The organism is Blastococcus sp. TF02A-35 (assembly GCF_004571075.1).
In the GTDB taxonomy this organism is placed as follows: domain Bacteria; phylum Actinomycetota; class Actinomycetes; order Mycobacteriales; family Geodermatophilaceae; genus Blastococcus.
Genome location: NZ_SPQP01000002.1, coordinates 102,852 through 127,562, shown reverse-complemented (window position 1 = coordinate 127,562; position 24,711 = coordinate 102,852). Strand labels below are relative to the sequence as shown.

Genomic DNA, 24,711 nt, shown 5'->3' with positions numbered 1-24,711 from the left:
TCGGTGACGAAGGGGCCGCCGGGTGCGGTCAGCGCAGCAGCGACCGCGCGATCACCATGCGCTGCACCTGGTTGGTGCCCTCGTAGATCTGGGTGATCTTGGCGTCGCGCATCATGCGCTCGACCGGGAAGTCCTGGGTGTAGCCGGCGCCGCCGAAGAGCTGCACGGCGTCGGTGGTGACCTGCATGGCGACGTCGGAGGCGAAGGCCTTGGCCGAGGCCGAGACGCGGGTGACGTCGGGGCGCCCCTGCTCCCCCGCGGCCGCGGCGACGTAGACGAGGTGGCGCGCGGCCTCGATCTTCATCTCCATGTCGGCGAGCATGAACTGCACGCCCTGGAACTCCCCGATCGCCTTGCCGAACTGCCGGCGCTCCTTGACGTAGGCCACGGAGGCGTCGAGCGCGCCCTGCGCGATGCCGACGGCCTGCGCGCCGATCGTCGGGCGGGTGAAGTCCAGGGTGCGCAGCGCGGTCTTGAAGCCGGTACCGGGCGCACCGATGATCCGGTCGGCCGGGATGGTGCAGTCGGTGAAGTAGAGCTCGCAGGTGGGCGAGCCCTTGATGCCCATCTTCCGTTCCTTGGGGCCGACGGCGAAGCCCGGGTCGTCGCGGTGCACGGCGAAGGCGGAGATGCCGTTGGCGCCCTTCTCCGGGTCGGTGACGGCCATGACCGTGTACCACTCGGAGACGCCGGAGTTGGTGATCCAGGCCTTGGTGCCGTTGAGCACCCAGCTGTCCCCGTCGAGGCGGGCGCGGGTCTTCATGGCCGCGGCGTCCGAGCCCGCCTCCCGCTCGGACAGGCCGTAGCTGATCATCGCGTCGCCGGAGGCGATGGGCGCGAGCACCTTCTGCTTCAGCGCCTCGTCCGCGGACAGGATGATCGGCATCGAGCCGAGCTTGTTGACCGCCGGGATCAGGGAGGCGCTGACGTCGACGCGGGCGACCTCCTCGATCACGATGCAGGTCGCGATCGCGTCGGCGCCCTCGCCGCCGTACTGCTCGGGGATGTGGGTGGCGTGGAAACCGGCGGCGGTCAGCGCCTTCTGCGCCTCGATCGGGTACCGCGAGTCGGCGTCGACCTCGGCCGCGTACGGCGCGACCTCCCGCTCGGCGATGTCCCGGACGGCGGCGCGGATCGCCTCGTGCTCCTCGGTGAGGGCGTACAGCCCCGGTGCGTCGTTACCCACGCGTCCGATCGTAGGACGTCCGACTACCCGTCCGTGGCAAGACGCTCCTGGAGGGTGACGTCACGGGCCACCACCTGCTCGGCGAGGTCGGCCTGGAAGCGGGCGACGGCCGCGAGCAGCTCGGGGTCCCCGGCGGCCAGGATGCGGACGGCGAGCAGGCCGGCGTTGCGCCCGCCGCCGATGCCCACGGTGGCGACCGGGACGCCGGCCGGCATCTGGACGATGGAGAGCAGGCTGTCGAGCCCGTCGAGGCGGTCGAGCGGCCGCGGGACGCCGATGACCGGCAGCGGCGTGGCGGCGGCGACCATCCCAGGCAGGTGCGCGGCCCCGCCGGCGCCGGCGATGACGACTCGCAGCCCGCGGCCGGCTGCCGACTCGGCGTAGTCCAGCATCCGTCGGGGCGTCCGGTGTGCGGAGACGACGTGCGCCTCGTACGGGACGCCGAACTCCTCGAGCGCCTGGGCGGCGGGCTCCATCATCGGCCAGTCGGAGTCGCTGCCCATGACGATGCCGACCACGGGGTCGTCGCTGTCGCGGCGCTGCTCGGTCACGGGGCTCCTCCGGTCCTCGGGGCTCAGTGCTCGGTCGGGAAGGCGAAGGCGGGGTCGACGACGCCGTCGGCCAGGTACCGGGCGGCCGCGACCGCCCGCGCCCGGACCGCGGCGGGGTCCTTCCCCAGCGCGGTGACGTGGCCGAGCTTCCGGCCGGGGCGCTGCCCCTTGCCGTACCAGTGCAGCTTGACGTCGGGCCAGTGCGCCATGAGGTGGTGGATCCGCTCGTCGAGGCCCGGCCCGGCCCAGTCCTCCGCGGCGGCGGCCCCGCCCAGGACGTTGGCCATGACGGCCACCGGGGCGGTCATCGCCGTGGAGCCCAGCGGGTAGTCCAGGACGGCACGCAGGTGCTGCTCGAACTGGCTGGTGACCGCACCCTCGATGGTCCAGTGACCGCTGTTGTGCGGGCGCATCGCCAGCTCGTTGACCAGGATGCCGTCCGCGGTCCGGAACAGCTCGACGGCGAGCATCCCGACGACGCCCAGCCGGTCGGCGATGCGGACCGCGAGCTCCTGGGCGGCCGTGGCCAGCTCGTCGGAGAGGCCGGGGGCCGGTGCGACCACCTCCGCGCAGACGCCGTCCCGCTGGACGGTCTCGACCACCGGCCACACGGCGACCTGCCCGAACGGGGAGCGCGCCACCTGCGCGGAGAGCTCGCGCACCATGGCCACCCGCTGCTCGGCCAGCAGGGTGCCGTGCCGCTCGACCAGCTCGGCGGCGGCCGCCGTGTCGGGGACGACGAAGACGCCCTTGCCGTCGTAGCCGCCCCGCGGGGTCTTGAGGACCACCGGCCAGCCGTGCGCGTCGGCGAAGGCGCTCACGTCCTCGGCCGAGCGCACCTCCGCCCAGGCCGGCTGCGGCTCCCCCGCCTCGGCCAGCGCGCGGCGCAGCACCAGCTTGTCCTGCGCGTGCACGAGGGCCTCCGGCCCCGGGGCCACTCGGGTGCCGGCTGCGACCAGGTCGCGCAGGTGCTCGGTGGGCACGTGCTCGTGGTCGAAGGTGACCACGGTCGCGCCGTCGGCCAGGTCGCGGAGCGCCGCGAGGTCGTCGTGGGCCCCGATCCGCACGTCGGCCGCGGCCAGCGCGGCGGACTCGTCCGGGCCGGCGGAGAGCACCCGCAGCGACTGTCCGAGGGCGATCGCCGCCTGGTGGGTCATGCGGGCCAGCTGGCCGCCCCCGACCATGGCGACCACGGGGAGTCCCGTCCGAGGGTCCAGAGCTGCGGCCACGATGCCGAAGGCTAGCCGGGCCGGACGGCCGGGCGACCGGTGCACCGGTCGCGCGGCCGTCCGGCCCGGGTGTGGAGCGGGGTGCGGCTCAGCCGGCGCGGCCCACGCGCAGGCGCGCCACCCACGGGTCCTCGTCGCGGTGCGGCGCCAGGCCCTGGCTCTCGATCTGCTCGACGACGCGCAGCCCGCGGGCGGCGAGCTCCTCGGCGACCTGGTCGACCGGCAGGTACTGCCGGTAGTGCTCGCCGAAGACCTTCTCGGCGGCGGCGTCCTTGTCGGTGCGGAACTCCAGCCAGCCCTCGCCGCCGGCCTCCACGACCTGCGCGAGGAGCGTCCACAGGTTGCCGCGGGCCTCGTCGGTGATGGCGTGCACGAGGAAGCGCGCGTACAGGTTCCAGCCACGGCTCCAGTCCAGGCCGGCGGCGAAGCCTGCGACGGACCGCGCGTCGGAGAGGTCGACCACCTGGAAGCGGGCGCCCCACCCGTCGAGCTCGGACCGGCGCGTGGCGCTCTCGACCGCGGCGGCGGAGTAGTCGATGCCGACGACCTCGTGGGTCTTCATCGCGAAGAAGCGCGCGTCGCGGGCCGTGCCGGTGCCGACGTCCACCATCGGCGGGTGACCGTCCAGCCGGTCGGTGACCCAGCGTGCGAACGACGACTCCTCGAGGGGCACCCGGTCCGACGCCGGGCTGCTGTAGAAGGACTGCCAGTGGTCGTTGCGCACGGTGCTTCTCCGATTCAGGAGTCGAGCCGCCGGTCGCGGGGACCGGCGGGCGAGGGCCCGCCGATCCGGCCTGGCCCGTGGGCGTCGCACTCGTGATGATCACGCTGTGCGCTGTGACCAGAACGTTAGGTCACCAAGCGCCGGAAAGTCGCCATATCGACATGTCTGCGTGTCGGATTGGATACCCAGAGTTACGAGAACGTGCGTTCTCAGCCGGCGAGGCGCGAGCCGTTCCGCCCCGCGATGACCTCCAGCCGGGTGGGGATCCGCGTGCGCAGCTCCTCCAGGTGGCTGATGACGCCGACGGTGCGGCCGCCGCGGCGCAGCTCGTCGAGCACGGTCATGACGGCGTCGAGCGCCTGCGCGTCCAGCGTCCCGAAGCCCTCGTCGACGAACAGGGTCTCGATCCGCACCCCGCCGGTCTCCGCGGTGACGACGTCGGCGAGCCCCAGCGCCAGCGCCAGGGAGGCCATGAAGCTCTCCCCGCCCGACAGGGTCTTGGTCGGCCGGCGGGCACCCGTGTACTCGTCGAAGACGTCCAGCCCCAGGCCGCCCCGGGCGCCGTGCCGGCCCTGGGCGTCGCTGTGCAGGAACGTGTAGCGCCCGCCGGACATGTCCAGCAGCCGGCGGCTGGCCACCTCGGCCACCTGCTCCAGGCGGGCGGCCAGGACGAAGGACTGCAGCCGCATCCTGCGGGTGTTCGCGCCCCGGCCGTGGGCGAGGTCGGCCAGGCCGGTCACCTGGTCGGCCCAGTCCCGCAGCTCGGCGAGCTCCAGCTCCGCGGCGGTGATGCGGCCGACGAGGTCGGCCAGCGAGGTGGTGCAGCGCCGCGCCTGCTCCAGCTGCGCGACCGCCTCCTCCCGGGCGCGGGTGGTCCCGGCGCAGCGCTCCTCGAGGGCGGCGACGTCGGGTCGGGGGGGCAGGTCGGCGAGGTCGCGGTCGGCGAGCACCGCGCGGAGCACGGCGACCCGCTGGTCGTGCTCGTCGAGCTGCCGGTCCAGCCGCGCCAGGCGCCCGGGCTCCAGGAGCGCCCCGGAGGCGTCCAGCAGGTCCTCGAACCCGGCCGCCTCGGCGCGCTCCTCGGCCGCGCGACGGGTCTCGTCGGCACGCACCCGGGCCCGGAGCTCGTCGGTCTCCGCGGTCGTGACCGCCTCGCAGGCGTCCGCGGCGGCCGACAGCCTCGCCACCCGGGCGGCGAGGTCGCGGTCGGTGCCTCGGGCGGTCTCCAGGCGGTCGCGGAGCTCGTCGAGCCCGGTGGCCACCGCCTCCCGCTCGGCCCGCCGCGCCCGGAGCTCCTCCCGGTCGGCGGCGAGCCGGGCGGCGGCGTGCTCGCGCTCGTCGACCAGCCGCCGCAGCGCCGTCTCCGCCGGGACGAGGCCGGCGGCGCGCTCCTCGGCGGCACGGGCGCCGGCCCGCAGCTCGGCGACGCGTGCCGCCTGCTCGGCAGCCGGCAGGTCACCGGCCCGGGCGCGGTGCGCGGCCAGCTCCCGCTCGGCGGCGTCGAGCCGGGCGCTCCCCGCGGTCAGGGCCGCCTCGGCGGCGTCGGCCGCGGACCGTGCCGCGTCCTCGTCCGCGGCCGTGACCCGCTCCCCCGCCGCCGTGGCCGGCCGCGGGTGCTCCGCGGACCCGCACACCGGGCAGCCCTCGCCCTCGGTGAGGGCGGCGGCGAGCTCGGCGGCCATGCCGTCCAGCCGGCGGCCGCGCAGGTCCAGCCAGTGCTCGCGGGCGTCGGAGCGGGCGTCCCGCAGGCTGCGCACGTCGTCCCGCAGCGCCACCAGCCGGTCGTCGAGCTGCTCGGCCGCGCGGCACGCGGCCAGCGCGGCCTCGGCGGCAGCCAGCGCGGCCTGCGCCCCCGGCAGCTCCGCCACCGCGGAGCGCGCGGCGGAGACCAGCTCCTCCTGGGCCGCCACCCGGTCCGGCAGCGCCGCGAGCGCCTCCTCGCCGTGGGAGCAGCGCTCGGTCAGCGACTCGACCTCCCGGTCCAGCGCCACGACCGACCGCTCCAGCCCGGCCACGCGGGCGATCTCGGGCAGGAGCGCCCGGGACTCCGCCGCCCGGTCGCGCAGCTCCCGGACCACCGTCGCCGTCGCCTCGCGCCCGTCGGAGACCGGCGCCCAGGCAGCGCGCGCCTGCTCGAGCGCGCCCGCCGCCCGCTCCGCCTCGAGGGCGGCCGCACCGGCGGCGAGCAGGACGTCGCGCAGCGGCTCGGCCCGGCGTCCGGCGTCCCGTTCCGCGCGCAGCGGCGCGAGCGACGCCTCCCGCTGCTCCAGCGAGGCCAGCTCGGCCGTCGCCTGGTCCCTCCGGGCGTGGCGCTCCTGGAGGGCGCGGGCGGCGGCGAGCTCGGCGTCGACGGCCGCGGCCTGACCGGCGGCGGCGTCGGCCCGCGCGGTGGCCTCGGCCAGCCGGCGCTCGGCCACCGCGACCACCCCGTCGACCCACGGCAGCACGCGGGCGACCGGAGCCGCGCCGACCAGCTCGGGCGCGAGCTCCTCCGGCACGTCCACGTCGGCGATCTGGGCGACCCGGGCCATGAGGGTGCTCAGCTGGGCCCGCCGCTCGGCCGTCAGCTCCCGGGCGCGGGCGCGCTCCTCGGCCAGCCAGTCCTCGGCCCGGGCGAACCGGTCCACGTCGAAGAGGGTGCGCAGCAGCTCGGCCCGGTGCTCCGGCTCCGCCCGCAGGAAGCGGGCGAAGTCCCCCTGCGGGAGCAGGACCACCTGGCAGAACTGGTGCACGTCGAGCCCGAGCCGGGTGCGCAGGTGCTCCGAGCCCTCGTCGATGCGGGTGCTCACCGGCTCCCAGCCGCCGTCGGTGAGCCGGGAGACGACCAGCTTGGCCTGCTCGGTGGCCCAGCCCTCGCCCCGCTTCTTGGGCCGCTGCTGCTCCGGGCGGCGGACGACGCGCAGCCGCTCCTCGCCCAGGGTCAGCTCGCAGGTGACCTCGGTGCGGGTGTCGGGGCCGGCGTGGTCGCTGCGCAGCCGCTTCTCCTCACCGCGGGCACCGGGGACGCGGCCGTAGAGGGCGAAGACGACGGCGTCGAGCAGGGTGGTCTTGCCCGCGCCGGTGGGGCCCCACAGGAGGAACAGCCCGTCGCGGCCCACCTCGTCGAGGTCGACCTCGGCGGTGCCGGCGAAGGGCCCGAAGGCGGTGAGCGAGAGCCGGTGCAGCCTCATCGGGCCGCCTCCTCGCGGTCGGCCGCGCCTAGGGCGCGGGCCAGGAGCGCCCGCTCCGCCGGCGTGGCCGGCACCCCTCGCACGTGGCTGACGAACTCGCCCGCGACGTCCAGCGCGCTGCGCCCGCGCATCCGCTCCTGGTAGCTGCCCTGCTCCTGCGCGGAGCCGGCGCCCGTCCAGTCCAGGTGGACGCAGTGGGGGAACCGGGTCTGCAGCCGGCGCATGGGGTCGGCCGGCCGGGCGGGGTCGGTGAGCCGGGCGGAGACGAAGTGCTGCTCGGCCTCGGTGTGGGCGGGGTCGGCGAGCAGCTCCTCCAGGGGGCCGGTGAGGACGGTCAGCGGCCGGGGGGTGGGCAGCTCGACCGGGCGGACCTCCGCCAGCCCCGCCGCGTCCAGCTCGACCAGCCAGGCCTGCTTCTGCTGCCCCGCCTCGCCGAAGGAGTAGGCCAGCGGCGAGCCGCTGTAGCGCATCCGGGGGCTGAGCGTCTGCGGCCGGTGCAGGTGCCCGAGGGCCACGTAGTCCACGCCGTCGAACACCGAGGCCGGCACGAGGTCGACCCCGCCGACGCAGATGTCGCGCTCGCTCTCGCTGGCCACGCCCCCGCCGACGAAGGCGTGCGCGAGCACGACCGACCGGACGCCCGGGCGGAGGAAGAGGTCCGCGCGCACCCGGTCCATGGCCTCGCGCAGCACCGCCTCGTGCCCGCGGGCGCCGGGGATGCCGAGCTCGTGCCTGGCCACCTCCGGCTCCAGGTACGGGATGCCGTAGACCGCCACGTCGCCGTGCTCGTCGGCCAGCAGCACCGGCTCGTCGAGGCGCGGGGTGGCCGCGCGCACGTGCAGGCCCGCTGCGCTCAGCAGCCCCGAGAAGGTGCCGAGCCGCCGGGCGGAGTCGTGGTTGCCGGGGGTCAGCACGACCCGCGCCCCGGTGGCCAGCAGCCTGCCGACCACCCGGTCGAGCACCGCCGTGGCGTCGGCCGAGGGCACCGCCCGGTCGTAGACGTCGCCGGCCACGACGACGACGTCGACCCGCTCCTGCGCGACCACCGCGGCCAGGCCGCCGAGCACCTGCTCCTGCTCGGCGAGCAGGTCGGTGCCGTGCAGCGTCCGACCGATGTGCCAGTCGGAGGTGTGCAGCAGCCGCATGAGCGCAGAAGGTAAGGAGGGGGTACGACAGAACCGCTCAGGCGCGCCGTGACGGACCCGTCACATCCGGTTCCGGCGTCACAGGACGGCGGTCGGCCGCCAGCCGTCCCCGGGCGGCGGGCCGTAGCCGTCGTCGCCGCGCAGGTACCCGGCGCCCTCCTCCGCCCGGCGGTCGGCGTCCTCCTCGATCATGAAGGCGACCAGCTGCTGGACGCCCTCGCTGTCGGGGATCTGCCGGAGCTCGGTCGCGCCGCTGTCGCCCGCGGTCTCGATGGTCAGCGTGCCCGACCGGATGACCCGCTCCCACAGCGTCTGGGTGAAGGAGACGTCGGTGATCCGGGAGAGCCCGATGTCGCGTCCCCGCCGGGCGAGGATGCCCTCGCGGAACAGCAGCCGGTGCGTGGTGACCACGTAGTGGGTGGTGCGCCAGCGCAGCACCGGGACGAGGACGAGGACCAGCAGGACCAGCGCGCTCAGGACCACGATCGCGAGCCGGACCAGCCCCTGCTCGGGGCCGGGCGGCACGAGCGCCGCCCCGAACGAGGCGCCCCCGATCACGAGCAGCAGCCGGACCACCGGCCAGAAGAGGGTCAGCCAGTGGGGGTGCAGGTGCCGCACGACCTCTTCGTCGTCGGCGAGCAGCTTGTCCGGGTACGGCACCCCACCAGGATGACGCCGACCGGCCCGCGATCAGGCGACCTGCGGCCCCGGCGCGTTCCGTGCCGCGCTCACGCCCTCCGGACGTGCCGGACGTCGCCGCTGGCCAGCTCCACGGTGCCCTCGGGGGTGTCCAGGACCAGCCGCCCGTCCCAGTCGACCGCCCGGGCCGTGCCGGTCAGCGCCGACCCGTCGGGCATCGTCACCTCGACCGTGCTGCCCACGGTCGAGGACCACGCCAGGTAGTCACGGGCCAGCCCGGAGACGACGGGGTCGCCCAGGGCCTCCACCCAGCCGCGGTAGCGCCGCTCGACCGCCCGCAGGAGACCGAGGAGCACCGGCCCGCGGTCGACGGTCGAACCGGTGACCACCGACAGCGACGTCCCGGTCTCCGGCAGCTCCGCGGCCGAGGTCGACACGTTGAGGCCGACGCCGACGACCACGCCCCCCGGCACGGCCTCGGCGAGGATCCCGGCCAGCTTGCGGCCGTCGCGGGCGAGCAGGTCGTTGGGCCACTTCACGGTCGACAGGACGCCGGTGACGTCGCGGACCGACTCGGCCAGCGCCACGCCGGTGAGCAGCGGCAGCCAGCCCCGCCGGGCGGCCGGCACGTCGGGACGCAGCAGGAACGAGACGGTCACCCCGGCCCGGGGCGGCGAGGTCCACACCCGGTCGAGCCGGCCCCGCCCGGTGACCTGGTGCTCGGCGACCAGGACGGTGCCCTCGGGAGCGCCGTCGGCCGCGGCGGCGGCGAGCGCGGCGTTGGTCGAGCCGATCTCCTCCACCACCTCGACGGAGCGCCACAGGGCGCTGTCGCGGGTCAGGGCGGACTGCAGCGCGGCGGCGTCGAGGGCGGGGCGCTCGAGGTCCGACCAGCGCGAGGTGGGGTCGCTCACGGGAGGAACGGTAGCCAGCGGCTCAGAAGGGCAGGCGCCGGAAGATCGCCCGGGGCGTGTGCCGCAGCCCGCTCATCACCCAGCGCATGGCCCCCGGCACCCAGATCGTGTGCCGGCCGCCGCGGACGCCGGCGACGATCGCCTCGGCCACCGCCTCCGGCGTGGTGGCCAGCGGGGCGTCCGGCATGCCCTCGGTCATCTTCGACCGGACGAAGCCCGGCCGGACGACGAGCACCGAGACCCCGCTGCCGGCCAGCGAGTCCCCGAGGCCGGAGTAGAAGGCGTCCATCCCGGCCTTGGTCGACCCGTAGACGTAGTTGGCCTTGCGGACGCGCTCCCCGGCGACGGAGGACAGCGCCACGATCTCGCCGTGGCCCTGGGTGCGCATCCGGCCGGCCAGCTCGGTGCCGACCGCGACGGCGGCGACGTAGTTGACCTGCGCCAGGTGGGCCGCGGCCGCCGCGTCGGTGCGCAACTGCTCGGCGTCCCCCAGCTGCCCGAAGGCGACCACCGCGACGTCGATGTCACCGCCGGCCGCGGCCTCGGCGACCGCCCGGGCCGGCGACCCCGGGTCGTCGGCGTCGAAGTCGACGACCTCCACCCGGCCGCCGGCCGCCCGCAGCTCCTCGGCGACGGCCGAGCGCCGTGGGGTGTCGCGCGCGGCGACGACGACGCGCAGCGGCCGCTCCCGCAGGTACCGGTGCGCCGTGGCGACGGCGATGTCCGAGGTGCCGCCGACGAGCAGCAGCGAGCCGACGGAACCGAGGGCGTCGATCACAGGGAGAGCCTCCTGGCCAGGTCTGAGGTGAAGACGCCCTCGGGGTCCACGCGCCGGCGCACGTCCCGGAACGCCCCGAGTCGGGGGTACATCTGCTCGAGCACCTCGGGCCGCACCCGCGGGTCCTTGGCGAGGTAGACCCGCCCGCCCGCACCGACGACCAGCTCGTCGAGCTCGTCGAGCAGGGCGGCCAGGCCGCTGACCACCGGGATGTCCAGTGCCAGCGTCCAGCCGGGCAGGGGGAAGGACAGCATCCCCGGGTTGCCCTCGCCGAACCGCTTGAGGACGGCGAGGAAGGAGGCGTGCCCGGACCTGCTGATCCGCTCCAGCGCCCGGCGCATCGCCTCCTCGCGGCCGTCGGGGACGACGAACTGGTACTGCACGAAGCCGCGGGGGCCGTAGACGCGGTTCCAGCTGCCGACGCCGTCCAGCGGGTGGAAGAAGGCACCGATCGTCTGCAGCTGGTCCCGCTTCCGGCGCGGCGACTTCCGGTACCAGACCTCGTTGAACGCCGCGACGGTCGCCGGGTTCAGCAGGCCGGGCGGGAAGACGCCCGGCGCGGAGAGCCGGACCCGGCCCGAGTACCGCAGCGGGTCGGCCTGCTGCTCCGGCGCCAGCTCGTCACGCCGGGCGAAGCGGCCCCGCGTGAGCACCGAGCGCCCCATGCGCGCACCGCGGGCCACGCAGTCGATCCAGGCCACCGAGTAGTCGTAGAGGTGGTCGGTCCCCGCCATGAGCGACATGAGCGAGTCGAGGTCGGGCGTGCGGTCGGTGTCGACGACGATGCGCGAGGACTCGACCGGCTTCATGCGGATGCGGGCCCGCAGGATCACGCCGGTCAGCCCCATCCCGCCCGCCGTCGCCCAGAACAGCTCCGGGTCGCGGTCGGGCCCCACGCGGCGGACCTCGCCGTCGGCGGTGAGCAGGTCCAGCCACGCGACGTGCTCGGAGAACGTGCCGGCCACGTGGTGGTTCTTGCCGTGGATGTCGGCGGCGACCGCGCCGCCGACGGTCACGTACCGCGTGCCCGGGGTGACCGGGACGAACAGGCCCATCGGCACGAAGAGGTTCATGAGCCGGTCGAGGGAGATGCCGGCCTCGACCTCGACCTCACCGGCGGCCAGGTCGACGTCGAGCACCCGGTCGGCGGCGGTCATGTCCAGGACGTGCCCGCCGGCGTTCTGCGCGGCGTCGTTGTAGCTCCGGGCCAGCCCGCGGGCCACCACGCCCCGGGGCGTCCGCGCCGCGAGGACGGCGGCGGCGTCCTCCGGGCCGTGAACGGCGACCAGCCTCGCCGGCGTGGGCGCGGTGCGGCCCCAGCCGGTCAGGAGCACCTCCTCGGCCGTGCGCGGGTCAGCCACCGAAGACGCCCGCCCCCACGGTGACGGCCCACACCAGGGCGAGCACCAGCAGCACGCGGTCGCGCATCACGATCTCCTCGGGGGCGCCGGCGGTGCCCTTGTCGACGTCGACGGCGTACCGCAGGATCCCAAGCACGAACGGCGCGATCGACAGCGCCGGCCAGGGCACCCCGGACCGCGTCTCCCCCATCTCGAAGGCCCACAGGCTGTAGGCGGTGCAGGCCACGCCGGCCGAGAGGCTCCAGACGAAGCGCAGGTAGCTCGCCGAGTACTCCTGCAGCGTCCGGCGGGTCTGGGCGCCGTCGCCGACCACCACCAGCTCGGAGTAGCGCTTGCCGGCGACCATGAACAGCGAGCCGAACGAGGCGACCAGCAGGAACCACTGCGACAGCGGCAGCCCGGCCGCCACGCCGCCGGCGACCCCGCGCAGGAGGAACCCGGAGGCGACCACCGCGAGGTCGAGCACCGGCTGGTTCTTCAGCCAGAGGCAGTAGGCCAGCTGCACCACGAGGTAGACCGCCAGCACCCACACCAGGCCGGTCCGCGTGAGGACGGCGGCCCCGGCGAGGGCGGCACCGGCCAGCACCACCGCGAGGGCCAGCGCCAGCGGTCGCGGCACCAGCCCGGAGGCGATGGGGCGCAGCCGCTTGCGGGGGTGGCGGCGGTCCTCCTCCACGTCCACGCAGTCGTTGACCAGGTAGACCGCCCCCGAGGCCAGGCAGAACAGCACCAGGGCGACCAGGGCCGGCCCCAGCACGTCCGGGTCGAGGATGCGGCCGGCCGCCAGGGGCGCGGCGAGCACCAGCACGTTCTTGACCCACTGGCGGGGACGCACGGCGCGCACCAGGCCCCGGGGCAGCGAGCCCCGCGGCCCACCCGCCGGCGGCGGGCCGGACGGGGCCACCCGCACGCCCGGGTCCACGAGCCGCGCCGGGGGTACCGGCGTCGCTGGGTCGGACATCCTCAGGCCTCTCTCGCGGGGGTCGTGCCGCTGCGGCGGACCGGGACGACGACGGCCCGCTCCGCCCAGGGATGGTGCACGTCCGCCGGTCGATGCGACAGCCGCCCTCCCCCCGTCCGGGTGGCCGTCGTCACCCCAGCAGGGCGGACGGTGGGACGCCGGCAGGAAGGTCCCCGGGCGCTCCCCTACGCTACGGAACCCGTGGCCCGTTCTGCGAGGTCACGCCCGAGCACAGCAGCGCCGCCCCGGCGGCCGACGAGCGCCAGCGAGGAGAACGAGGACGCGTGAGTGCCGCCGAACTGGAGAGCGCCGGGGAGACCGTCCCCGACGACGTGGACATCCACACCACCGCCGGCAAGCTTGCCGACTTCGAGCGCCGGGTGCAGGAGGCGCAGCACGCAGGCTCCGAGCGCGCCGTGGAGAAGCAGCACGCCGCGGGGAAGATGACCGCCCGCGAGCGCATCGAGGCGCTGCTGGACCCGGGCTCATTCACCGAGTTCGACGAGTTCGCCCGGCACCGGTCCACCAACTTCGGGATGGGCGAGAAGCGCCCCTTCGGCGACGGCGTGGTGACCGGGTACGGCACCGTCGACGGCCGCCCGGTCGCGATCTTCAGCCAGGACGTCACCGTCTTCGGCGGCAGCCTCGGCGAGGTCTACGGCGAGAAGATCGTCAAGGTCCAGGACTTCGCCATCAAGAACGGGTGCCCGGTCATCGGCATCAACGAGGGCGGTGGCGCCCGCATCCAGGAGGGCGTGGTCTCCCTCGGCCTCTACGGCGAGATCTTCCAGCGCAACGTGCACGCCTCCGGCGTCATCCCGCAGATCTCGCTGGTCATGGGGCCGGCCGCCGGTGGGCACGTCTACTCCCCCGCCCTGACCGACTTCATCGTCATGGTCGACAAGACCAGCCAGATGTTCATCACCGGCCCCGACGTCGTGAAGACCGTGACCGGCGAGGACGTCTCTCTCGAGGAGCTCGGCGGCGCGCGCACGCACAACACCAAGTCCGGCGTCGCCCACTACCTGGCCGAGGACGAGAACGACGCGCTGGACTACGTCAAGGCGCTGCTGTCCTACCTCCCGAGCAACAACCTCGACCCGCTGCCCGCGGTCGAGGTGGCCCCGGTCGACACCGTCCTGCCGGACGCGCTGACCGAGGAGGACCTCGAGCTCGACACGTTCATCCCGGACTCGGCGAACACGCCCTACGACATGCACCAGGTCATCGAGCACGTGCTCGACGACGGCGAGTTCCTCGAGGTGCAGCCGCTGTTCGCGCCGAACCTGCTGATCGGCTTCGGCCGGGTCGAGGGCCGGCCGGTCGGCGTCGTGGCCAACCAGCCCACCCAGTTCGCCGGCACGCTCGACATCGACGCCAGCGAGAAGGCCGCGCGCTTCGTGCGCACCTGCGACGCCTTCAACATCCCGGTGCTCACCTTCGTCGACGTCCCGGGCTTCCTGCCGGGCACCTCGCAGGAGTGGGAGGGGATCATCCGCCGCGGCGCGAAGCTGATCTACGCCTACGCCGAGGCCACCGTCCCCAAGGTCACCGTGATCACCCGCAAGGCCTACGGCGGCGCCTACGACGTCATGGGCTCCAAGCACCTCGGCGCCGACGTGAACCTGGCGTGGCCGACCGCGCAGATCGCCGTCGTCGGCGCCCAGGGCGCGGTCGGGATCCTCTACCGCAAGGAGCTGGCCGCGGCCGAGGACCCCGAGTCCCGTCGCGCGGAGCTGATCGCGGAGTACGAGGACACGCTGGCCAACCCCTACATCGCGGCCGACCGCGGCTACGTCGACGCCGTCATCCCGCCGTCGCACACCCGCGTGCAGGTCACCAAGGCGCTGCGCGTCCTGGCCAACAAGCGGCAGACGCTCCCGCCGAAGAAGCACGGGAACATCCCGCTGTGAGCGAGCAGGAGCCGGTGCGGCCGCTCCTCCGGGTGGTCAAGGGCGAGCCCAGCGCCGAGGAGCTGGCCGCGCTCACCGTGGTGGTGGCGGCGCTGTCGCAGCGCCGGTCCCGCCGCCGGCCCACCCCGGTCGGCGCGTGGGCGTCCTACGCCGACGCGCACCGCCGGCCGGCCCAGGCCGGCCCCGGTGGCTGGCGCGCCGCCGGGAGGTTCGCCCAGTGACCGTGGACCGCAGGCTCGTGCTGGCCTCGGCCTCCCCCGCCCGCCTCTCGCTGCTGCGCCAGGCCGGGCTCGCCCCCGAGGTCGTCGTGAGCGGGGTCGACGAGTCGGCCTACTCCGCGCCCCGGGTCGCCGAGCAGGTCGCGCTGCTGGCCTCGGCCAAGGCTGCCGAGGTCGCCAAGCGGGAGACCGACGCCCTGGTCATCGGCGCCGACTCGCTGCTGGAGTTCGGCGGCAGGCCGCAGGGCAAGCCGGCCGACGCCGCCGAGGCCCGTGACCGGTGGCGGCGCATGGCCGGCCGGTCCGGCGTGCTGCACACCGGCCAGGCGCTGTTCGACGTGCAGGACGGCGTGGTGGTCGGCCGCGACATCGCGGTGGCCTCCACCGTCGTCTACTTCGCCGAGCCCACGCCGGCGGAGGTCGAGGCCTACCTGGCCACCGGCGAGCCGCTGGCCGTGGCGGGCGCGTTCACCCTCGACGGGCTGGGCGCACCGTTCGTCCGCCGCGTGGAGGGCGACCCGGCCGCGGTCGTCGGCCTCTCGCTGACGGTGCTCCGCACCCAGCTGGGCAAGCGCGGCCTCACGATCACCGACCTCTGGCACCGCTGAGCCGTTCCCGCAGGTCGCGGGGACCGGCTCGGTGGGGGTTGCCAACGCACGGCCGGATGCTGGTCAGGGACGCACAAAGAGTGCCCTCCCGACACGCCGTGGCGTGGGGTAGCTCTTGGTAACGATTCAACTACCGTTGCGCCGTGGCCTTGAGAACCGCGCAGTCGCAGCCGACAACCGGCCAGCGCCGGCTGGACAGCATCCAGATCATGCGCGGCGTGGCGGCCGCCCTCGTGGTCTTCGCCCACGCGGTCGACCTCGTCCAGGTCAACCCGCACCTCGGTACCTCCCACATCGTCGGCCTCGGCGCGCTGGAGAACTTCGGCGCGATCGGCGTGGACCTCTTCTTCATCATCAGCGGCTTCGTCATGGCCCTGTCGGTGACCCGGCTGTCCGGCTCCGTGGCGGCCCGGCGCTTCCTGCGCCTCCGCTGGGCGCGCATCGCCCCGCCGTTCCTCATCGCGTGCGGCCTGTTCATCTGCCTGCAGGCCTTCTTCGGCGCCCCGCACCCGCTGCCGTGGCGGGCCCTGGCCAACGCGGTCCTCTTCGTGCCCGTCGTGGACGGGCTCGGCTACACGATCCCGGTGCTCGAGGTCGGCTGGTCGCTGTCGTTCGAGTTCACCTTCTACCTCGGCGTCGCGGCGCTGGTGGTCCTGGGCCTGAGCCGCCGGCCGGAGATCCTGGCGGCCTTCATCGTGCTCGCCGTCGCGGTGGGCATGGCGACCGACCCGCAGCACTTCCTGCTCCGCTGGGTGACCAACCCGATCATGCTCGAGTTCGTCCTCGGCATCGTCGCCTACCGGCTCTGGGAGAAGGGCCTGCTGAACCGGGCCCGGGTGGTGCAGTGGGTGCTGGGCGCCGTCGCGGCCGGGTACCTCCTCTACCAGGCCGCGGTCGGCTTCGGCGCCGTCTCCGAGGCGCGCGGCGTCCTGGACGCCACCACCAGCGCCGAGCGGGTGCTGATGTGGGGCCTCCCCCTGTTCTTCGTCTTCGTCGCCCTGCTGCCCACCGCGCAGGGCCCGGTGACCCCGTCCGGGCAGTTCGCCCGGCGCCTGGGCGACAGCTCCTACTCGCTCTACCTGGTGCACCCGCTCGTGTTCCTCTTCCTGGCCGCGGTGTACGCCCGCGTCCCGGCGATGGGCCTCCCGCTGGCCGACCTCGTGCTCCTGTTCAGCGTCGCCGTCGCCGTCGGTGCCGGGTTCGCCTTCTACCGGTGGATCGAGTGCCCGATCAACGAGAAGGTGCGCCGCTCGAACCAGGCCGCCGCCAAGGCACCCGAGCCGGCCCGGGCCGCCGAGCGGCCCCTCCCGGCCGATGCGGTGACCGAGTCGATGCCCGCCATCGGCGCACGTCCCGGACCCCTGGCCGGCTCGGTCCCCCCGCCCCGGGCCCGCCACCTCCCCGCGCACGGCTCGCACGGCGCGCACGCGACGCACCCCCCGCACCGGCGGCACGCCGCCCCGCCTCGCCACAGCGCCACCCCGCGGGTGCCGCTCGGCTGAGGCACCCGCCCCGCAGCGGGCCCCGCGAGGATCCCTCGCGAGGGCGACCTGGGCGATCACGGTCGGGCCGCGCTGGCTAGAGTCCAGCACACGTCTGACGAAGGAGCACTGGTGCAGAAGGTCCTGATCGCCAACCGCGGTGAGATCGCCGTCCGTGTTGCCCGTGCCTGCAAGGACGCGGGCCTCACCAGTGTGGCGGTCTACGCCGACCCCGACCGCGACGCGCTGCACGTCCGCGCGGCGGACGAGGCCTTCGCCCTCGGCGGCACCACCCCCGGCGACTCGTACCTGGTGATCGACAAGATCCTGGACGCCGCCAAGCAGTCCGGCGCCGACGCGGTCCACCCCGGCTACGGCTTCCTCTCGGAGAACGCCGACTTCGCCCAGGCGGTCATCGACGCCGGGCTGACGTGGATCGGCCCCTCCCCCGAGGCGATCATCGCCCTCGGCGACAAGGTGCAGGCCCGGCACATCGCGACCAAGGCCGGCGCGCCCCTCGTGCCCGGCACCAAGGACCCGGTCAAGGACGCCGACGAGGTCCTCGCGTTCGCCAAGGAGCACGGCCTGCCCGTCGCGATCAAGGCGGCGTTCGGCGGTGGCGGCCGCGGGCTCAAGGTCGCCCGCACCGAGCAGGAGATCCCCGAGCTGTTCGACTCCGCCGTCCGCGAGGCCGTCTCGGCCTTCGGCCGCGGCGAGTGCTTCGTCGAGCGGTTCCTCGACAAGCCCCGGCACGTCGAGGCCCAGGTGCTGGCCGACCAGCACGGCAACGTCATCGTCGTCGGCACCCGCGACTGCTCGCTCCAGCGCCGCAACCAGAAGCTGGTCGAGGAGGCCCCGGCGCCGTTCCTCACCGACGAGCAGCGGGCCCGCATCCACGAGTCGGCCAAGGCGATCTGCGCCGAGGCCGGCTACTACGGCGCCGGCACCGTCGAGTACCTGGTCGGCGCGGACGGCTCGATCTCCTTCCTCGAGGTCAACACCCGCCTGCAGGTGGAGCACCCGGTCTCGGAGGAGACCAGCGGCATCGACCTGGTGCGCCAGCAGTTCCGCATCGCCGACGGCCTCCCCCTCGAGATCACCGAGGACCCGACGCCGCGCGGGCACAGCATCGAGTTCCGGATCAACGCCGAGGACGCCGGGCGCAACTTCATGCCGGCCCCCGGCCCGGTGAACCGCCTCGAGATCCCGCAGGGGCCCGGCGTCCGCTGGGACTCCGGCGTGGAGACCGGCGGCGAGGTCGCGGGCGCGTTCGACTCGATGCTCGCCAAGCTCATCGTCACCGGCGCCACCCGCGAGGAGGCGCTGCAGCGCGCGCGGCGGGCCCTGGACGAGCTGGTCGTCGAGGGCATGCCCACGGTCATCCCGTTCCACCGCGCCGTCGTCCGCGACGAGGCGTTCACGACCGAGCCGTTCACGGTCCACACCCGCTGGATCGAGACCGAGTGGGACAACCAGGTCCCGCCGTACGACGCCGCACCTGCCGAGCAGGACGAGCAGGCCCCGCGGCAGACCGTCGTCGTCGAGGTGGGCGGCCGGCGCCTGGAGGTCTCCCTCCCGGCCGGCCTGGCCGCCGGCGGTGGCGGCGCTGCTCCCGCGGGGGCGGCGGCCAAGCCGCGCAAGCGCGGCGGTGGCGGCAGCGGCTCGGCCGCGTCGGGCGACTCCCTGACCTCGCCGATGCAGGGCACGATCGTCAAGGTCGCCGTCGAGGACGGCGCCACGGTCGAGGCGGGTGACCTCGTCGTCGTCCTCGAGGCGATGAAGATGGAGCAGCCCATCACCGCGCACAAGGCCGGCACGGTGTCGGGCCTGTCCGCCGAGGTGGGTGCCGCCGTCACCAGCGGCGCCGTCATCTGCGAGATCACGGACTGAGCGAGGCCTCGGGCCGCCGGACCCAACCGGCGGCCCGAGGGCCCTCTCCTCAGCTGGTGAGGACCTCGACCCGGCCGTCGCCGTGGTCGACGACCCGGCCGCGGGCGAAGCTCGTCTCGAACCCGCCCCCGCCCCGGGCGACGGTGTCGCCGGTCGGGAAGCCGAGCGCCCCCGACGGCCCGCCCGTGCCCAGCCAGTGGCTCAGGGTCGCGCCCCGCACCACCTGCGCCCCGGTCCGCTCGGACCAGTAGATCGAGGCGCCGGTGAACCGGCTGACCGCGCCGCCGGCGACGCCCTCCTCGTCGGAGACCGGGAAGCCCAGCGCCTCCGGCCCGCCGGCCACCAGGTACTTGCCCAGGATCGCCCCGCGCACGACCCGCGTGCCCGTCGACGGCGACCAGTACAGCGAGCCGCCCGCGAACCGGCCCACCGCGCCACCGGCGACCCCCTGCTCGTCGGCCACGGGGAAACCGAGGATCCCCGACGGCCCGCCCGCGGACAGCCAGCGGCTCAGGATCCCGCCCCGCACGACCTGCGCCCCGGTCCTCTCCGACCAGTAGATCGACGCGGAGGTGAACCGGCCGACCGCACCGCCGGCGACGCCCTCCTCGTCGGAGACCGGGAAGCCCAGCGCCTCCGGCCCGCCGGCCACCAGGTATTTGCCCAGGATCGCCCCGCGCACGACCCGCGTGCCCGTCGACGGCGACCAGTACAGCGAGCCGCCCGCGAACCGGCCCACCGCGCCACCGGCGACCCCCTGCTCGTCGGCCACGGGGAACCCGAGGATCCCCGACGGCCCGCCCGCGGACAGCCAGCGGCTCAGGATGCCGCCCCGCACGACCTGCGCCCCGGTCCTCTCCGACCAGTAGATCGACGCGGAGGTGAACCGGCCGACCGCACCGCCCGCGACGCCCTGCTCGTCGGAGACCGGGAAGCCCAGCGCCTCCGGCCCGCCGGCCAGCGTGTACTTGCCCAGGATCGCCCCGCGGACCATCTGGGCGCCGGTCGCCTCCGACCAGTAGATCGAGCCGCCGGTGAACCGCGCCCGGGCCCCGCCGGCGACGGCCTCCTCGTCGGCCACCGGGAAGCCCAGCAGCCCGGTCTGGGCGCCCAGTGCACGCCACCGGGCCAGCACCGCGCCGCGCACCACGTGCGCGCCGGTCGACTGCGACCAGTAGATGACGGCCCGCTGCAGCCGGACGAGGGCACCGTCGCCCGCCGCGGTCCCGCCGTCGTCGGCCACCGGGAAGCCCAGCGCCGCCGGACCGCCGGCCGCCTCGTAGCGCGCCAGGATCGCCCCGCGGACCATCTGGGCGCCGGTCGCCTCCGACCAGTACAGCGAGCCGCCGGCGAACCGCGCCCGGGCACCACCGGCGACGGCCTCCTCGTCGGCCACCGGGAAGCCCAGCAGCCCGGTCTGGGCGCCCAGCTCGCGCCACCGCGCCAGCACCGCGCCGCGCACCACGTGCGCACCGGTCGCCTCCGACCAGTAGATGACGGCCCGCTGCAGCCGGACGAGGGATCCGTCCCCGGCCGCCGTCGCACCGTCGTCGGCCACCGGGAAGCCCAGCGCCGCCGGGCCGCCGGCCGCCTCGTAGCGCGCCAGGATCGCCCCGCGGACCATCTGCGCGCCGGTCGCCTCCGACCAGAACAGCGAGCCGCCGGCGAACCGCGCCCGAGCGCCACCGGCGACCCCCTCCTCACCGGCCACCGGCCACCCGAGGGCGCCCGACGGGCCGCCGACGGCCAGCCACCGGGTCAGGACCGCGCCCCGGACCACGTGCGCCCCGGCCGCCTGCGACCAGTAGACCCGGCCGCGCGCGTAGACCTGGACGAGCCCGTCGGCGACGTGGCTGACCGGCCCCAGCCGGGAGCCGAGCAGCCCCGCAGCGCCACCGGCCCGCTGGTAGGCGGCCTCGATGGCGTCCGTGCCGGCGGACGAGGGGGTCACGCCGGGGCTCGGCGCGGAGGCCGGCCCGGTGCCGACGCCGTTGGTCGCGGTGACCGTGAAGGTGTAGGCGGTGCCGTTGGTCAGGCCCGTGACCGTCGCGCTCGTGGCGCCGCCCGTGCTGACCGTGGCGCCACCCGGTGCGGCGGTGACCGTGTACCCGGTGACCGCGCTGCCGTTCGCGGCGGCCGGGGCCCACGTCACGGCGGCGCTGCGGTCCCCGGCAGCCGCCGTCACCTGCGTGGGCGCGCCCGGCACGGCGGCACCGGTGGCGGTGACGCTGACCTGCCGCGAGGGACCGGCCTGGCCCCAGGCGTCGACGGCCGAGACGGCGTAGGTGCGCGCGACGCCGGCGGGCGCGGAGAGCGTGGCGCCGGCCGTCGGGGGCTCGGCGACGACCGCGCCGTCCAGGGTCACCCGGTAGGTGTAGGCGCTGCCGAGGTCGTCCCACGTGAGGAAGACCCTCCCCGCGTCGGCCCGGCCGGCCAGGCCGGCGACCGCGCCCGGCGGGGCGGGGCGGCCGCTGCCCGTCACGACCGCGTTGGAGTCGGCGGTGGTCCGCCCGAGGTCGTCCGCGCCCCGCAGCTGCCAGCGGGTCTCCTGCGCGGGCATCGCGCCGATGCCGACGGTGAAGGACCGCGGCGTCCCGGAGAGGCTGACGGTGTAGGTCCCGATGCTCACCCCGTTGCGCAGGACCGAGTAGCGGCTGCTCGGCGTGCCGTTCACCGACGCGGACAGCGTGACCGACGCGCTGCTGCTGGTCCCGCCGAGGGTGGCCGAGTGCAGCACCGGGGTCGCCGGCGCGCCGGCCCCGACGGTGGCGAGCACCGGTCGGCCCCGCTGGCCGTTGCTCGGCATGACGTCGACCGCGACCTGGTTGCCGTCGGTGAGCCCGCTGACGGTGGCGGTGGTGCCCGCCACCGTGGCCCGCTGGACGCCGTCGACCCGCACCGCGTAGGAGGTGGCACCCGGCACGGCGTCCCAGCTGGCGGAGACGCTCCCCGCCGAGGGGACGGCGGTGACGGCCGGGACCGTCCGCTCCGCCGCGGCGACGGCCGCGGGGACGTCCAGCCGACCGGCGCCCCAGGCACGGTCCCAGCCGCCGGCGGTGTCGGCCGCGGCCTGCAGCGCCGCCTGCACCTGCTCGGGGGCGATGCCCGGCCGGGCGGCACGCAGCAGCGCGACCGCGCCGGCGACGGCCGGCCCGGAGAAGGAGGTCCCGCTCGCCCAGCCGTACTGGCCGCCCGGGAGGGGCACGAGGAGCGACTCCCCGACGGTCGCGATGTCCGCCTGCCAGCCGTGCACGGCCCAGTCGGCGACCGCACCGGTGGGGGTCGTCGCCGAGACGGCGATGACGCCGCTGTTGGCCGCCGGGTACATCACCGGGTTGCCGTTGTTCCCGTCGTTGCCGGTCGACGCCACGACCGAGATGTTCTTGTCGAGGGCGTACCGGATGGCCACGGCGGTCACGTCGGAGTAGCCGGCGCCGGCGAGGGACATGTTGATGACGTCGGCGCCGTGGTCGGCGGCCCAGAGGATCCCGCGGGCGACGGCGGCCGACGAGCAGTCGGTGTTGGTGCAGACCCGGATCGGCATGATGCGCGCCTCGGGGGCCATGCCGGCGCTGCCCTGCCCGTTGTCGGCCCGGGCCGCGACGACCCCGGCCACACCGGTGCCGTGGGACTCCGACGGGTCGGCGGGCAGGCCCGTGGTGTCGGTGCCCGGCACGAAGGCGCCCGCGAGGTCCGGGTGCGTCGTCTCGACCGCCGTGTCGAGGACCGCCACGACCTGGCCGGCGCCCCGGGTGCGCGGCCAGACGTCCCGGACGCGGCTGACCGCCTGCGGGTCGTCCGCCTCCCACCAGGGGTCGACGGCTCCCTGCACCCGGTAGGTGACGGCGGGCCCGGCGTCGACGACGTCGGCGCGCGCCTCCAGCGAGGCCTCGGTGGCGTCGGCGGTGGCCGCGGCGACGCCCACCGTCTCGACGACGTAGCGGCCGTCGACGATCCTCAGCACGTCCAGGACGACCTGGTCGGCCGCTCCGGCCGGGGGTGCGGAGAGCAGCAGCAGGGCGGGGACGAGCGCCCCGGCCAGGGCCGCGCCCAGGCGCGGACGGGTCATGACGGAGGGCACGGCGCCATCATCGGCACGGGACCGTCCGTTGTTGACGCGACGGGCCAGGACGGCCCGGACCTCAGCGACGCACGCGTCCCCGGCGCATCGTCCGCATGACCAGCACCGTCGCGGCCACCAGCACGCTGCCGGCCAGCGGCATGAGCAGCCCGCCCAGGGAGCTCGTGGACTCCCCGACCGGCTCCAGCGCCACCTGGCTGCGCGGAGCGGTCACCGGCGCCGAGGGCACCCAGAGCGCGGGCCCGGTCGCCGCGGTCTCGTCGACCGGGGCCACGGCAGCGGCGTCGGCGGGCATGGTGGCGCCGCGGCCGGAGCCGGCCGGCCGCGCCGCGGCCCGCCCGGAGCCCTCGGTGGCGGGCGCGGGGACGACCCGGACGACGGCGCCGGCGGCCGAGGTGCTCTCCACCGTCACCGTGAAGTCGCCGCCGGAGAGGGCGACCGGCCGTCCGACGGCGACGGCGGACTGCAGGTCGGCGTCCCAGCGCGCCGCGGGGCTGGGCGTGCCGTCCAGCAGCAGGGAGGTGTCGGGGAAGGTGCCGCTGCGGTGCAGCAGCACGCCGGAGTCGAGCCGGTAGACGTTGTCGCGCGTCCCGAGCCAGGCGTCCCGGCCGGTGGCAGCGCGGTGCTCCAGCCAGTAGACCGAGCCCTCGCGGTCGACCAGCCGCAGCGCCCGCACACCGTCGGTGCCGGCGATCGGGGCGAGGGTGACCGTGGCGGCGGCGTCCCCGACGGCGACCGTCGGCTGCGCGGCGGCCGGGAGCACGCCCAGGGCCGCGGCCTGCGGGGCGTTCAGCGCGCCCATCTGCGACCACGAGGCGCCCATGACGTCGTAGTAGTCGCGGTAGCCCTCGGTGCGGCAGGACGCGCCCTCGACGGCGCCGTCGCACTGCAGGGCCGAGGAGTGCCCGAGCCCGAAGTTGTGGCCCAGCTCGTGGGCGATGACCGAGGCGAGGTTCTCCCGGACGTAGAGGCGGCCGCCGGAGGTGGGCCCGCCGCCGACCTGCGCGAGCGCGTAGGAGCAGCCCGGGCGCCCGGCCGTCTCGGCGCTCAGCCGCAGGAGCAGGTGCTTGCCGGGGCCGGCCGTGAAGCCGACGGCGGCCGCGACCTCGTCCCACAGCGCCTCGGGGGTCGCGCAGTCGGCGGCGGTGCGCACCCAGTCGCGGGCCACGGTGACGCCCAGGCGGACGGCGCCGCCGGTCTGCTCGGCCCAGAACCCCGCGACCGGGCCGTCGACGGTGGCGACGAGGTCGCCGAGGCGGGTCCGGTCGGGCGAGGTGCCGGCCGGGGCGACCTGGACGACGGTCACCTGGTTGGTGAGCCCGCCGACCGGAGCGGGGGCGGGGGCCGGCGCGGCGGGCGGCCGCTCCTCCTGCTTGACGTCGCTGCCGAGGACCGGGAGCGCGGGAGCGGTGCCGTCGGTGCCCTGGGCGCCGTCGCCGTCCTCGCCGTCCTCCGCATCCTCGGCGCGGCCGAGGGTCAGCTCGACCTGCGAGCCGGTCGGCACGTCGGCGACCTTGTCGGTCTCGACCGGGATCTCGCCGTCGGCGGTGACGAGCCAGCTGACCCGGCCGTCGGAGCCGTGGTCCTCCCCCGGCTCGGCCTCGACCATGGCGTGCACGAGCTCGCCGGTGACCGTGGTGGCCGCCTCGGCCGCGGCGACGCCGGGCAGGGCGACCGTGCCGAGGACCGAGGTGGTCAGCGCGCCGGTGAGGGCGAGCGAACGCAGCCGGGCACGGGAGCCACGGGGACGACGCAGGTCGCGGTCAGCAGACATCGACTCGTGCATCGGCGGCCTGGTGCCGAGTCGGCACCGGATCCGCGTTGTTGAGCCGAGATCCGCGGCACTCCCGTCACAGCGGTCC

The 24,711-nt window shown here is 75.6% G+C and carries 18 protein-coding genes; 5 read left to right on the top strand and 13 right to left on the bottom strand.

The genetic code is table 11. The features are described from left to right. Positions 1–28 precede the first annotated feature (28 nt). The 11 genes from E4P43_RS01495 to E4P43_RS01445 form a co-directional block, all read right to left on the bottom strand. Positions 29–1,186, bottom strand: a complete 1,158-nt coding sequence (locus tag E4P43_RS01495; protein WP_209313669.1) for an acyl-CoA dehydrogenase family protein — start codon at positions 1,184–1,186, stop codon at positions 29–31. A gap of 23 nt (positions 1,187–1,209) precedes the next feature. Beyond that, positions 1,210–1,689: a 5-(carboxyamino)imidazole ribonucleotide mutase gene (purE, locus tag E4P43_RS01490; protein ID WP_209313678.1), complete on the bottom strand. Its 480-nt coding sequence runs from the start codon at positions 1,687–1,689 to the stop codon at positions 1,210–1,212. Positions 1,690–1,760: 71 nt separating this feature from the next. Then, entirely contained in the window at positions 1,761–2,966 is a 1,206-nt protein-coding gene (locus tag E4P43_RS01485) for a 5-(carboxyamino)imidazole ribonucleotide synthase (protein ID WP_245158873.1), read from the bottom strand. 88 nt (positions 2,967–3,054) lie between these two features. Further along, positions 3,055–3,690, bottom strand: a complete 636-nt coding sequence (locus E4P43_RS01480) for a class I SAM-dependent methyltransferase (RefSeq protein ID WP_135143641.1) — start codon at positions 3,688–3,690, stop codon at positions 3,055–3,057. A gap of 209 nt (positions 3,691–3,899) precedes the next feature. Next, positions 3,900–6,860, bottom strand: coding sequence for an SMC family ATPase (locus tag E4P43_RS01475; protein ID WP_135143640.1), 2,961 nt, complete (start codon positions 6,858–6,860; stop codon positions 3,900–3,902). Further along, positions 6,857–8,005 (bottom strand): exonuclease SbcCD subunit D, encoded by a 1,149-nt coding sequence (locus tag E4P43_RS01470; RefSeq protein WP_135143639.1) that lies wholly within the window; start codon positions 8,003–8,005, stop codon positions 6,857–6,859. The genes E4P43_RS01475 and E4P43_RS01470 overlap by 4 nt, the downstream gene beginning before the upstream one ends. A gap of 78 nt (positions 8,006–8,083) precedes the next feature. Then, positions 8,084–8,665: a PH domain-containing protein gene (locus E4P43_RS01465; protein WP_135143638.1), complete on the bottom strand. Its 582-nt coding sequence runs from the start codon at positions 8,663–8,665 to the stop codon at positions 8,084–8,086. A gap of 68 nt (positions 8,666–8,733) precedes the next feature. Then, positions 8,734–9,558 (bottom strand): biotin--[acetyl-CoA-carboxylase] ligase, encoded by an 825-nt coding sequence (locus tag E4P43_RS01460; protein WP_135143637.1) that lies wholly within the window; start codon positions 9,556–9,558, stop codon positions 8,734–8,736. Positions 9,559–9,580: 22 nt separating this feature from the next. Continuing rightward, positions 9,581–10,336, bottom strand: a complete 756-nt coding sequence (locus tag E4P43_RS01455; RefSeq protein ID WP_135143636.1) for a decaprenylphospho-beta-D-erythro-pentofuranosid-2-ulose 2-reductase — start codon at positions 10,334–10,336, stop codon at positions 9,581–9,583. After that, positions 10,333–11,697, bottom strand: a complete 1,365-nt coding sequence (locus E4P43_RS01450) for an FAD-binding oxidoreductase (protein WP_209313668.1) — start codon at positions 11,695–11,697, stop codon at positions 10,333–10,335. Before E4P43_RS01450 ends, E4P43_RS01455 begins: the two co-directional genes overlap by 4 nt. Beyond that, positions 11,690–12,658, bottom strand: coding sequence for a decaprenyl-phosphate phosphoribosyltransferase (locus tag E4P43_RS01445; protein WP_135143635.1), 969 nt, complete (start codon positions 12,656–12,658; stop codon positions 11,690–11,692). Before E4P43_RS01445 ends, E4P43_RS01450 begins: the two co-directional genes overlap by 8 nt. Positions 12,659–12,942: 284 nt before the next feature. On the opposite strand from E4P43_RS01445, the gene E4P43_RS01440 reads away from it, so the two are divergent. The 5 genes from E4P43_RS01440 to E4P43_RS01420 all read left to right on the top strand — a co-directional run bounded on the left by E4P43_RS01440 (position 12,943) and on the right by E4P43_RS01420 (position 18,768). Further along, on the top strand, positions 12,943–14,571 hold the full coding sequence (locus tag E4P43_RS01440) for an acyl-CoA carboxylase subunit beta (protein ID WP_135143634.1): 1,629 nt from the start codon (positions 12,943–12,945) through the stop codon (positions 14,569–14,571). Then, the gene (locus E4P43_RS01435; RefSeq protein WP_245158872.1) at positions 14,568–14,792 is read left to right on the top strand and encodes an acyl-CoA carboxylase subunit epsilon; all 225 of its coding nucleotides are present in this window, start codon (positions 14,568–14,570) and stop codon (positions 14,790–14,792) included. Before E4P43_RS01440 ends, E4P43_RS01435 begins: the two co-directional genes overlap by 4 nt. 2 nt (positions 14,793–14,794) lie before the next feature. After that, on the top strand, positions 14,795–15,397 hold the full coding sequence (locus E4P43_RS01430) for a nucleoside triphosphate pyrophosphatase (protein WP_245158871.1): 603 nt from the start codon (positions 14,795–14,797) through the stop codon (positions 15,395–15,397). 143 nt (positions 15,398–15,540) lie between these two features. Then, positions 15,541–16,899 carry an acyltransferase gene (locus E4P43_RS01425; protein WP_135143632.1) on the top strand — a complete coding sequence of 453 codons (1,359 nt, stop codon included), beginning with the start codon at positions 15,541–15,543 and terminating at the stop codon, positions 16,897–16,899. A gap of 111 nt (positions 16,900–17,010) precedes the next feature. After that, positions 17,011–18,768, top strand: a complete 1,758-nt coding sequence (locus E4P43_RS01420) for an acetyl/propionyl/methylcrotonyl-CoA carboxylase subunit alpha (RefSeq protein WP_135143631.1) — start codon at positions 17,011–17,013, stop codon at positions 18,766–18,768. 49 nt (positions 18,769–18,817) lie between these two features. On the opposite strand, the gene E4P43_RS01415 is transcribed toward E4P43_RS01420, so the two are convergent. Together E4P43_RS01415 and E4P43_RS01410 are read right to left on the bottom strand one after the other, a co-directional pair. After that, on the bottom strand, positions 18,818–22,849 hold the full coding sequence (locus tag E4P43_RS01415) for a S8 family serine peptidase (RefSeq protein ID WP_167759012.1): 4,032 nt from the start codon (positions 22,847–22,849) through the stop codon (positions 18,818–18,820). Positions 22,850–22,910: 61 nt separating this feature from the next. After that, the gene (locus tag E4P43_RS01410) at positions 22,911–24,623 is read right to left on the bottom strand and encodes a reprolysin-like metallopeptidase (protein ID WP_135143629.1); all 1,713 of its coding nucleotides are present in this window, start codon (positions 24,621–24,623) and stop codon (positions 22,911–22,913) included. Positions 24,624–24,711 lie beyond the last annotated feature (88 nt).